This window comes from Providencia sp. PROV150 (assembly GCF_028481025.1).
Lineage (GTDB): Bacteria > Pseudomonadota > Gammaproteobacteria > Enterobacterales > Enterobacteriaceae > Providencia > Providencia hangzhouensis.
Genome location: NZ_JAMPPJ010000035.1, coordinates 26334 through 36891, shown reverse-complemented (window position 1 = coordinate 36891; position 10558 = coordinate 26334). Strand labels below are relative to the sequence as shown.

General features: G+C 40.3%; 11 protein-coding genes and 1 pseudogene. 10 read left to right on the top strand and 2 right to left on the bottom strand.

Going from position 1 to position 10558, the window contains the following annotated elements; all coding sequences use genetic code 11:
- From PSE83_RS19780 to acnB, 5 genes and pseudogenes are all read left to right on the top strand, one after another.
- A pseudogene (locus PSE83_RS19780) lies at positions 1-617 on the top strand (hypothetical protein); the annotation flags it as partial.
- 29 nt (positions 618-646) lie between these two features.
- Positions 647-871 (top strand): hypothetical protein, encoded by a 225-nt coding sequence (locus PSE83_RS19775; protein WP_004261965.1) that lies wholly within the window; start codon positions 647-649, stop codon positions 869-871.
- Positions 872-968: 97 nt separating this feature from the next.
- Complete coding sequence (locus PSE83_RS19770; RefSeq protein ID WP_004261961.1) at positions 969-1316, top strand: DUF3969 family protein; 348 nt, start codon at positions 969-971, stop codon at positions 1314-1316.
- A 137-nt stretch (positions 1317-1453) separates the two neighbouring features.
- The gene (locus PSE83_RS19765) at positions 1454-1831 is read left to right on the top strand and encodes a VOC family protein (protein WP_004261958.1); all 378 of its coding nucleotides are present in this window, start codon (positions 1454-1456) and stop codon (positions 1829-1831) included.
- Positions 1832-2275: 444 nt separating this feature from the next.
- Positions 2276-4873 (top strand): bifunctional aconitate hydratase 2/2-methylisocitrate dehydratase, encoded by a 2598-nt coding sequence (gene acnB / locus PSE83_RS19760; protein WP_004261955.1) that lies wholly within the window; start codon positions 2276-2278, stop codon positions 4871-4873.
- 62 nt (positions 4874-4935) lie between these two features.
- Here acnB and PSE83_RS19755 read toward each other — a convergent pair whose 3' ends face one another.
- Complete coding sequence (locus PSE83_RS19755) at positions 4936-5313, bottom strand: VOC family protein (protein WP_004261953.1); 378 nt, start codon at positions 5311-5313, stop codon at positions 4936-4938.
- 190 nt (positions 5314-5503) lie between these two features.
- Between PSE83_RS19755 and PSE83_RS19750 the strand changes: the two genes are divergently transcribed.
- The 4 genes from PSE83_RS19750 (at position 5504) to PSE83_RS19735 (ending at position 8617) form a co-directional block, all read left to right on the top strand.
- On the top strand, positions 5504-5869 hold the full coding sequence (locus PSE83_RS19750) for a YacL family protein (RefSeq protein WP_004261949.1): 366 nt from the start codon (positions 5504-5506) through the stop codon (positions 5867-5869).
- Positions 5870-6011: 142 nt separating this feature from the next.
- Positions 6012-6884, top strand: coding sequence for a small-conductance mechanosensitive channel MscS (gene mscS, locus PSE83_RS19745; RefSeq protein ID WP_004261945.1), 873 nt, complete (start codon positions 6012-6014; stop codon positions 6882-6884).
- Positions 6885-7094: 210 nt separating this feature from the next.
- Positions 7095-7730, top strand: coding sequence for an arginine exporter ArgO (gene argO / locus PSE83_RS19740; protein ID WP_004261942.1), 636 nt, complete (start codon positions 7095-7097; stop codon positions 7728-7730).
- Positions 7731-7882: 152 nt separating this feature from the next.
- Complete coding sequence (locus tag PSE83_RS19735) at positions 7883-8617, top strand: oxidative stress defense protein (RefSeq protein WP_004261938.1); 735 nt, start codon at positions 7883-7885, stop codon at positions 8615-8617.
- Here PSE83_RS19735 and PSE83_RS19730 read toward each other — a convergent pair.
- A complete protein-coding gene (locus PSE83_RS19730) occupies positions 8614-9525 on the bottom strand; it encodes a LysR family transcriptional regulator ArgP (protein ID WP_110592149.1) in 912 nt (303 codons plus the stop codon). The two genes, PSE83_RS19735 and PSE83_RS19730, sit on opposite strands and share 4 nt — an antisense overlap.
- Positions 9526-9728: 203 nt before the next feature.
- Here PSE83_RS19730 and rpiA point away from each other — a divergent pair, with 203 nt between their 5' ends.
- Positions 9729-10391, top strand: coding sequence for a ribose-5-phosphate isomerase RpiA (gene rpiA, locus PSE83_RS19725; RefSeq protein ID WP_036958459.1), 663 nt, complete (start codon positions 9729-9731; stop codon positions 10389-10391).
- Positions 10392-10558: the final 167 nt, after the last annotated feature.

The window sequence follows — 10558 nt, the reverse complement described above, 5'->3', positions numbered from 1 at the left end:
CACCGAATGTTCCTACATTATCTCATGGCGTTGGTTCAAATACGCAAGTCACACAAACGGCAAACAGCAACATAGTAAAAGGTATCGGAAAGACATTAGGTAATATTCGCGATGGCCTAGCGGAAACGTTTGATTGCTCTTTTGGTATGAGCTGCTCAAATGATTTAGATAAAGCAGCAAAAAATTCAAATGTTGGGAAAGAGTTATCAAATTCAGATAAAGTAGAGGTAGGGGGCTCTAAGGCAGGAGGACCGGAGGGGTGGGAACCTGATGAGTTCTCTATAAAAAATAATGGTCTTCCTTCTAAAGAAGAACTAAAGCAAGCAGCATCAGAAATCAATCGCAATGGTTTAACAAATGCCGGCAGATCGCTCCAAAAGCATGGAGGTAGGGAAGGATCTGCATACTCATATTCCAACCAAAAAGCTTCAGTATTGAATCAGGAAGCTAGAGCATTAATCGATGAAATATTAGATAATCCAAATGTAATAATAAGACCTAGAACTATTTATGAAAATAGGAAAAGAATTGAAGTGATTGATGCTAAATCACCTGATGGTCGGGTATTAAGATTTAGTATAGACGGTAAGAAATTTATTGGTTTTAGAGAGCCATAATGTTTGTAAATGATTGATGGGGGGATTTTATGTTGGAATACAGTGTTGGAAGTTCTTTAAGCCGAGATGATTTATATGCTGAGCTTTCCTTTAATGATGTTCAGTGGGGGGAAATTTCACTGTCTGAAGATAAAAAAGAGGTAAAAATTATTATTTATCCTGACTCGGATTTTTTAGAATTTAATTACAGTGAATTTTTATTATTGATAGAGAAAGCTAAAGATCATCTTTTACGTTTAGAACCTTTAGTTTAATTTCCGCATAAGCAGGTTGGTTCCTCCATTTTTTTGCGTGGGGGAACCAAAGTGGCAGAGTCATTAATGTGAAAATCAAACGTGGTTGGAGTAATAGGTGACTAGACTTAATTATAGTATTAGTGATAAACAGACTAGCAAATTTATAAGCTTATTAACGTTAGGTGTATTAACTGCATTAGATAAAAATTTGATATCAATTGATGAAGCGGAAGGATTCATTTTCAAACCGTATTTGGCCAAATTACTTGAACAAATGGGCTCTGAGGAAAAATTGATAGATATAATAAACCTAGGTTGTGAATTAGATGATGTGGCAATTTTATATCCAGAAGATCTTCATGTTCAGATAAAAGATCTATTAGACAAAACATTATCAGTAATCTCTCATAGTGAAAATTTAGGACGGTTAATTGATCGAGAAGTCAAAATCATTGAAGATTAACCTTCAAATTAGATAGAACCTATTCGATTAGTTAAGTCATGATGTATTCGTCATGACTTAACTACTATATAGTGTACTTTAAACTAATCGCATTCTTGATCTTGCTATGTAACTTATTAATATAAATAGTACTTTTAATGAATCACATGAGTGCACAAGTCATCATGCTAATAAAACCTACTGCAATTTTAATTCATGTACCTGATGTTCAAGCGGGATTGGCTTGGTATCAGCAAGCTTTCCCACAAGCAAAGGCAGAATACTTGCCTGAATTTGATTTTACCTTACTGCATGTCGGAGACTTCACGATAGAAGTGGTGCAAGCGGATAAAAAAGTCAGTGAGGGTAAAAAAGGGACTGTATTGTATTGGCAAGTCGATGATTTTGATTTGGCTTTTGAGCATTTCACTCAACTAGGGGCAAAACTGTATCGCGGGCCAATGTTAATAGATGGTAACAATCGAATGTGCCAACTTGAAGACCCGTTTGGCAATTTAATTGGTTTAAAAGGGTAGTAAAACCCATTAAAACATTTAAAAAAATTAAAACCAATCGCAATGATTTACCTTATCAATTAGTAATATAAATAAAATTGCGATAAAAAATATAATTTGTGATAGCTGATGAAAAAAGGCACTAATTAGGGTGCTTTAAATTTTAAAATGCATTATAAAAAGTATGGTTTTTTCGGCGTTTTACGATGATTAATAGTATCTTAAGCTGAAAAATAACCAGTAATGAAGTGTTAAGGCGTAAAGTTAGTAGTTAAATGTTGCTTTCTTGTGAATGAATTAACATTACGTTTAAATTCTGCTATGCTGATCGCCCGAAGCTGGGCATAATTTTACCGCCATTGAGATTATGCGAGCAAATTCCTCTGACCTGGCACCGGATGATAATTTTGTCAGTATGGTGCAGAGAGCCGGGTATATAAATAACAAAGAAGCGAGGAGAACGTCGTGCTAGAAGAATACCGTAAGCACGTAGCCGAGCGTGCCGCTCAAGGGATTGTCCCTAAGCCATTAGATGCGTCACAAGTAGCTGCACTGGTAGAGTTACTCAAAAACCCACCCAAAGGTGAAGAAGATTTCCTGTTAGACCTGCTGACCAACCGCGTCCCCCCTGGTGTTGATGAAGCAGCGTACGTAAAAGCTGGATTTTTAGCCGCGATAGCTAAAGGCGAAACTTCCTCTTCTCTTATCTCCCCTGAAAAAGCCATTGAACTGTTAGGTACTATGCAGGGTGGATATAACATTCACGCACTAATTGAAGCGTTGGATGACGAAAAACTGGCGCCAATCGCCGCTAAAGCACTTTCTCACACCTTACTGATGTTTGATAACTTCTACGACGTAGAAGAAAAAGCGAAAGCGGGAAATATTCACGCTAAACAAGTTATTGAATCATGGGCAGATGCCGAGTGGTTCAAAGAGCGTCCTGCGTTAGCTGAAAAAATGACCGTAACTGTGTTCAAAGTTACGGGTGAAACTAACACAGATGACTTATCGCCAGCGCCTGATGCATGGTCACGCCCTGATATCCCATTACACGCATTAGCAATGCTGAAAAACGCACGCGATGGTATTGAACCAGACGATGCGGGTAATGTTGGTCCAATCAAGCAAATTGATGCATTAAATAAAAAAGGCTTCCCATTAGCTTACGTGGGTGACGTCGTCGGTACCGGTTCTTCTCGTAAATCAGCCACTAACTCCGTGCTGTGGTTTATGGGTGACGATATCCCATTTGTGCCAAATAAACGTGGCGGTGGGGTGGTATTAGGCGGCAAAATTGCACCAATCTTCTTTAATACGATGGAAGATGCGGGCGCATTACCGATTGAAGTGGATGTTTCTAAACTGAATATGGGCGATGTGATTGATATCTATCCATTTAAAGGTGAAGTTCGTAACCACGAAACGGGCGAACTGCTAGAAACATTTGAATTAAAAACAGATGTGTTGATTGACGAAGTGCGTGCAGGTGGTCGTATTCCACTGATTATCGGCCGTGGCTTAACCAATAAAGCACGTGAATCACTGGGCTTAGAAGCGACAGATGTATTCCGTCACGCGAAATCCGTTGCACAAAGCAATCGTGGTTTCTCATTAGCACAAAAAATGGTTGGTCGTGCTTGCGGTCGCCCAGGTATTCGCCCTGGCGAATATTGTGAGCCAAAAATGACCTCTGTAGGTTCACAAGATACAACCGGGCCGATGACCCGTGATGAACTGAAAGACCTAGCTTGCCTTGGTTTCTCAGCAGATTTAGTCATGCAGTCATTCTGCCATACAGCAGCGTATCCAAAACCTGTTGATGTGACAACACACCATACCTTACCTGATTTTATCATGAACCGTGGCGGTGTTTCTCTTCGTCCGGGAGATGGTATTATCCACTCATGGTTAAACCGTATGTTACTGCCAGATACCGTTGGTACAGGTGGTGACTCACATACGCGTTTCCCAATTGGTATTTCATTCCCTGCGGGTTCAGGTTTAGTCGCATTTGCTGCGGCGACAGGTGTTATGCCACTGGATATGCCTGAGTCAGTATTGGTTCGCTTTAAAGGTGAAATGCAGCCGGGTATCACTTTACGTGACCTCGTTCATGCAATTCCACTATATGCAATCAAAGACGGCCTATTGACCGTAGAGAAAAAAGGTAAGAAAAACATTTTCTCTGGCCGTATCTTAGAAATTGAAGGCTTACCTGAGCTGAAAGTCGAACAAGCGTTTGAATTAGCGGATGCGTCAGCAGAGCGTTCAGCGGCGGGTTGTACTATCAAATTAGATAAAGCGCCAATTATCGAATACCTGCAATCGAATATCGTTCTATTAAAGTGGATGATAGCCGAAGGTTATGGTGATCGCCGTACTATTGAACGCCGTATCAAAGGAATGGAAAGCTGGTTAGCGGACCCACAACTGCTGGAAGGTGATGCAGATGCGGAATACGCGGCAGTGATTGAAATTGACCTCAATGATATCAAAGAGCCAATTCTGTGTGCACCAAATGACCCAGATGATGCACGTTTATTGTCTGATGTGCAAAACGAGAAAATTGATGAGGTCTTCATCGGTTCTTGTATGACAAACATTGGTCACTTCCGTGCAGCAGGTAAGTTATTGGATTCTCATAAAGGCCAATTACCAACACGTTTATGGGTTGCGCCGCCAACTAAGATGGACGCAGCGCAACTAACCGAAGAAGGTTACTACAGTGTGTTTGGTAAGAGTGGTGCGCGAATTGAAGTTCCAGGGTGTTCACTATGTATGGGTAACCAAGCACGTGTAGCTGATGGGGCGACAGTCGTTTCCACTTCAACGCGTAACTTCCCTAACCGTTTAGGAACAGGTGCGAATGTTTACCTCGCATCAGCAGAACTGGCAGCGGTAGCTTCTCTGTTAGGTCGTTTACCAACGCCAGCAGAATATCTGCAGTTTATGGATAAGGTCGATGAAACAGCGGCGGATACATACCGTTACCTGAACTTTGACCAGTTATCACAATATACCGAAAAAGCGGATGGCGTGATTTTCCAAACAGCGGTGTAATAAGGTAATATTAATAACGGAGGCTCCTAATGTTAGGGGCCTTTTTTAATTGGGTGTATTTGCTAAATATATTCAGAAATTTCGATTAAATTTAAATCGACATCACGTAAGTAAATAGATCTAATTGCTCCAGTTGCACCAGTCCGATTCACCGGCCCTTCAATAATTTTTACACCTTGTTGTTCAATATGCATTTGCACGTCACACAGCGGTATATCACTAATAAAACATAAATCGAGTGCACCCGGTACAGGCAAGTGGGCTTTGGGTTCAAATTCTTTTCCATATTGGTGAATATTGATTTTTTGCTTCCCAAAACATAACGCATAACGCTGTTCACCAAAGGTAATAACTTCCATTTTTAACACCCGTTGGTAAAAGTCAATGCAGGCATCAATGTTAGTTGTGGTTAGCACTATATGGTCTAAGCGATCGATCATTAGAGCTCCTATTGTTTTAATTATGACTATTTTAATTATTTTCTTATTTAATATTAAGTGAATTACGTGGCTTATGTGTTGAAATCGGTGCTTTACTCAATTTTATTTTTTCTGTTGGTAATACCTCTCAACAAAGCGGTTTGACTCGCGTTATACTAGGTTCAATAACGCAAGAGTAGAGGGACTGCATATGGACTACCAATTTTTCCAAGATATCACCGGAGCTATCTCCGCTAAATTCTCGATGGATCATGAGGCTATTGGATATTGGCTTAATGAAGAGGTTAAAAATAACCTTAGTCTGTTAGATGCTATTGAAGAAAACTATGAAAAAATCAAAGGAAGTGAAAAACAATGGGAGCTTATTGGCCACGAATATACATTGTTGCTTGATGATGAAGAAGTGATGATCCGCGCCAACCAATTATCATTTGAAACTGAAGGGTTGGAAGAAGGAATGAGTTATTATGATAATGAAAGTGTTGCATTTTGCGGCACTGATGACTTCTTATTAATGCTAAAAGATTATCGAATTTTTGTTATAGAAAATAGATAAAATAATTTTATTTAGTGATTTGTTTTGTGTTTTAATGAATCATCGCTATTATTTGCAATGTACGGCCAGCCATTAAACGTTTCGTTAAAGATTTATTGGTTGGGGTTAATATTGATAATTGGATCCTAAAGGGCATATATATATGAATACTGATGATGTTACAGGCGCGTTGAATGATGCAACGAATTGGTTTGTGGCGAACCAAGATCTGTTAGTTCAGTATGCTGTGAATATCGTGTCTGCTATCGTTATCTTGATTGTCGGGATGATGATTGCAAAATGGGTCGGGCGTGGTTTACATCGCGTGATGACCATGAAAGGCATTGATTCAACAGTGAGTGACTTTTTATCAGCGATAGCGCGCTATACCATTGTTGCATTCACCTTAATTGCTGTATTAGGGAAAGTTGGCGTACAAACAGCCTCTGTGATTGCGGTAATGGGGGCGGCCGGTTTAGCTGTTGGCTTAGCATTACAAAACTCGCTGGGTAACTTTGCCGCAGGTGTGTTGCTGGTGGTATTTAGGCCACTAAAAGCGGGGGAGTATGTCTCAATCGGTGCTGTTGAAGGTACAGTGCAAAATGTACAAATATTTTCAACTACGCTAAGAACCGCAGATGACCGTATTATTGTTATTCCTAATGGAAAGATCATTGCCGATAACATTATTAATACCAGTCGTGAGCCTAACCGTCGTCAAGATATTATTGTAGGTGTTGCTTACGATTCTGATATTGATGTGGTGAAAAAAGTATTAGGTGATATCGTCGCCGCAGATAGCCGTATTCAGCATGCTAAAGGCGTTACTATCCGTTTACATGATATGGCACCATCGTCATTAAATTATTTAGTGCGTTTTTGGACCACCAATGGTGATGCATGGCCTGTGTATTGGGACTTGCTAGAAGAGTTTAAGCGAGCATTGGATAAACATAATATTGGTATCCCATTCCCACAAATGGATGTTCATGTTCATAAACAAAATGCGCCTATCAAGCAAGATTCTGCCGAGTAATATTTAGAAAGTCATATTCAGCAGTTTCACTGAAAATAAGAGCCTGTCTTCGATAGGCTCTTATTCATTTCTCACTCCTATATTTTTCTTACCGATCCGTTTTTAGTTATAAGTGATACTTATGACCTATTAGACTTAATCATTTCCACTAATAATTTTTTCTCGTTAATATTCATGCATATTAATTGAATAAAAAGTTGGGATTAATGCATGTTTTCGATCTATTTACAGGGTGCACTATTGGGTGCAGCGATGATATTACCTTTAGGGCCGCAGAATGCTTTTGTCTTACAACAAGGAAGCCGGAAGCAGTTTCATTTAATGAGTGCATTGTTATGCGCTTTAAGTGATACCGTTTTAATTATCGCAGGTGTTTTTGGTGGGAGCGCTTTATTAAGCCAGTCTGAAATATTAATGCAATTGATTACATGGGCAGGCGTAGTATTTCTTCTATGGTATGGCTATGGTGCGTTTCGGACAGCACTCAGCCCTGATGAGGTCATACTTCAAACAGAAAGCCGTGCTATCACAAGATGGAAAGTGATTGTCACATTATTTGCCGTCACTTGGCTGAATCCTCATGTTTATTTAGACACCTTCGTTGTATTAGGTAGTGTGGGAGGCCAATTAGAAAGCCAGCTGAGACCTTGGTTTACGGCTGGAGCATTAACGGCTTCTTTTGTGTGGTTTTTTGCGTTAGCGATACTTGCAGCTTGGTTTTCACCCGTGTTAAATAAACCGCGTTCACAGCGCATTATTAACATTTTTGTCGGTAGCGTGATGTGGTTTATTGCATTTCAACTCGCTATACAGGGGCTTAAAGGACTAGGTTTGCTTTCTCAATAACAATATATCTTCAACAGACAAGCAATAACGTTTAATTTCTCATTATTCTGACTGTACTTTTTGTTTCATGTGTTACTGTTAAATTGAGCTCAGGGATAGTTTATTACCAATTATCCCTTTTTTAGCGATAAATAATTGCCTTGGGAGGTTCTGTGAAATTAAAATCTTTAGTTTTAGCTGCGATGGTAGCAGGTGCTGCGGTTCCTACCATGTCATTGGCTGACCCGTTGCCTAATGGTCCACATATTACCACCTCGGGTAATGCAATAGTGAAAGCGACACCTGATATGGCGACGCTGAATATTCAGGTGGAAGTGACTGCTAAAGATGCGGCGGCTGCGAAAGCCGGGGTCGATAAGCGAGTTGCGGAGTATTTTGAGTTTCTTAAGAAAAATGGTATTGAAAAAGAAGATATTAATGCAGCAAATGTGCGAACTCAGCCTAAATATGATTACAGTAGTGTGAAACAAAAATCAACCATCGAAGGCTACACGGCAACACGTTCTGTTGAAGTGAAAGTGAAGAAATTAGACCAACTTAATGTCTTGTTAGATGGTGCTTTAGCCGCAGGTCTCAATGAAATCAACTCAGTACAGTTTGGTGTGGCTAATCCGCAACAGTATCGTGATGAAGCACGGTCTCAAGCGATTAAAAATGCGACAGAACAAGCTAATCTCTTAGCGAAAGGCTTTAATGTTCAGTTAGGCCCAGTGTATAGCATTAACTATAATGCGCCAGCTGCGGTGCCATATCCAATGGCAACAAGAAATTATGGTGGGGCGATGAAAGCCTCTGTTGCTCAAGACCTCAAGATTGATGAGACTTATGAACAACAGAGTATTGATTTTAATGACCAAGTTGATGTGGTATTTGAATTAAAACGCTAGTCTTTTGCGGGTTCATCTTCTTGTTTTAACATCTGGCGCCCAGTTTTTAATAGGGCGTCAGTCACTTTTTTCATTGTACGGCTTTCAGGTGCGAAGCGGTGCCAATAAAGCATGCGTCGCTGACATAGCCCTGGCGTTAAATCAACCAACTCACCATTCGCTAATTCACTTGCTATCTGCAAATGTGGGATCATACAGCAGGTAGAACCTTGTTTCGCTAACTGTACAAAGGCCTCTGAGGAGTTCACGATATGGCATGGAACACTGCCGGGCGACAACCCAAAGTTTTGTTGCACAAACGCTTGGTGCATATCGTCTAAATGGTCGAAAGCAACCGCAGGCGCTTTTAATAACGAAGAGCGAGTCACCCCATCGGGGAAATATTTCGCTGCAAAGCCAGGTGACGCGACAAAAATATAGTCTAGTGCGCCAAGTTTATCGACCAAGCAACCCGGTAAGGCTTGGGGTTGAATACTGATAGCGCCTACCACTTCACCACGTCTTAAACGTTCTTGAGTTCGAGTTTCATCTTCTACCTGAATATTTAGCCGAATAGGGCTGTTGCCTAATACAGGGTTTAGGGCTGGAAGAAACCAAGTTGCCAAGCTGTCGGCGTTGACGGCAAGTGAGAGCAATAAAGGGGTGGAGCCACTATTTTCATCACCTAACCATTGTTCTTCTAACAATTCGACTTGATGAAGCAATGCTAGCAGTTTTTGCCCTTGTTCAGTTGGGTGTGGCGGAACGGTACGCACAAGTAGTGGCTGCCCAAATAGGTTTTCTAACTGCTTTATACGTTGTGACACAGCAGATTGCGTGATGCAGAGCTTTTGAGCTGCGCGCTCAAAGCCGCGTTCACGGATAACGGCATCCAGTGCTTGTAATGCGCGATAGTCAGGGCGCTTCATCAAAAAGATCTCCTTGTTGTTATTCTACCAAGCACTATGCCATATTTTTACAAATAACACTTAAAAATATTATTGTTGTGGCCTAAATCCCAAGAACCGTGACACAAATACAGCGAACAAAGCTGCAACTTATTGGGTGTCCGGTATATACTAGTTATTAATAACCTTAATCACGACTCAATTAAATCTTAAAAGGCATGAGCATGACTCAGGACGAATTAAAAAAAGCGGTAGGTTGGGCAGCACTTGATTACGTAAAACCGGGCACTATTGTTGGTGTTGGAACGGGCTCGACGGCTTCACACTTCATTGATGCATTAGCAACAATGAAAGGTCAAATAGAAGGTGCGGTATCAAGTTCAGAAGCATCAACTCAAAAATTAAAATCATTGGGTATTACGGTATTTGATTGCAATGAAGTGGATTCCTTAGATGTTTATGTTGATGGTGCTGATGAAGTTGACCATCACCTGAATATGATCAAAGGCGGTGGTGCGGCTTTAACACGTGAAAAAATTGTTTCTGCAATTGCAAAAACCTTTGTTTGTATCGTTGACGAATCTAAGTTAGTTGATGTGTTAGGTAAATTCCCTCTGCCTGTTGAAGTGATCCCAATGGCGCGTAGCTATGTGGCACGTGAATTGGTTAAACTGGGTGGCACGCCAGAGTACCGTCAAAATGTGATTACAGATAACGGTAATGTGATTTTAGATGTCCATAATTTAAATATTATTGACCCAGTGGCATTAGAAAATACCATTAATGGGATTGCAGGTGTTGTGACCGTTGGGTTATTCGCGAATCGTGGTGCAGACGTCGTCTTGATGGGAACTGCAAACGAAGGCGTTAAAACCATCAAGTTATAATCTATATCGTATTCAATTTTTTAATAAGCCAGTGGAGTTATACCCACTGGTTTTTTTGTCTTACTGGTATTTTGTCATTAGTTTATGATTTGATAGAAGCTAAATTAATTAACCAGTTTTATTAATATCACCAATTTGAAATTTATTTTATTTTTTTTAATATCTAG

Bases quoted from the DNA above. Each gene is read 5' to 3' on its own strand.
- mscS (WP_004261945.1), top strand. From the start codon at position 6,012: ATGAATACTGATGATGTTACAGGCGCGTTGAATGATGCAACGAATTGG.
- PSE83_RS19775 (WP_004261965.1), top strand. From the start codon at position 647: ATGTTGGAATACAGTGTTGGAAGTTCTTTAAGCCGAGATGATTTATAT.
- rpiA (WP_036958459.1), top strand. From the start codon at position 9,729: ATGACTCAGGACGAATTAAAAAAAGCGGTAGGTTGGGCAGCACTTGAT.
- PSE83_RS19765 (WP_004261958.1), top strand. From the start codon at position 1,454: ATGAATCACATGAGTGCACAAGTCATCATGCTAATAAAACCTACTGCA.
- PSE83_RS19750 (WP_004261949.1), top strand. From the start codon at position 5,504: ATGGACTACCAATTTTTCCAAGATATCACCGGAGCTATCTCCGCTAAA.
- PSE83_RS19730 (WP_110592149.1), bottom strand. From the start codon at position 9,525: ATGAAGCGCCCTGACTATCGCGCATTACAAGCACTGGATGCCGTTATC.
- argO (WP_004261942.1), top strand. From the start codon at position 7,095: ATGTTTTCGATCTATTTACAGGGTGCACTATTGGGTGCAGCGATGATA.
- PSE83_RS19755 (WP_004261953.1), bottom strand. From the start codon at position 5,313: ATGATCGATCGCTTAGACCATATAGTGCTAACCACAACTAACATTGAT.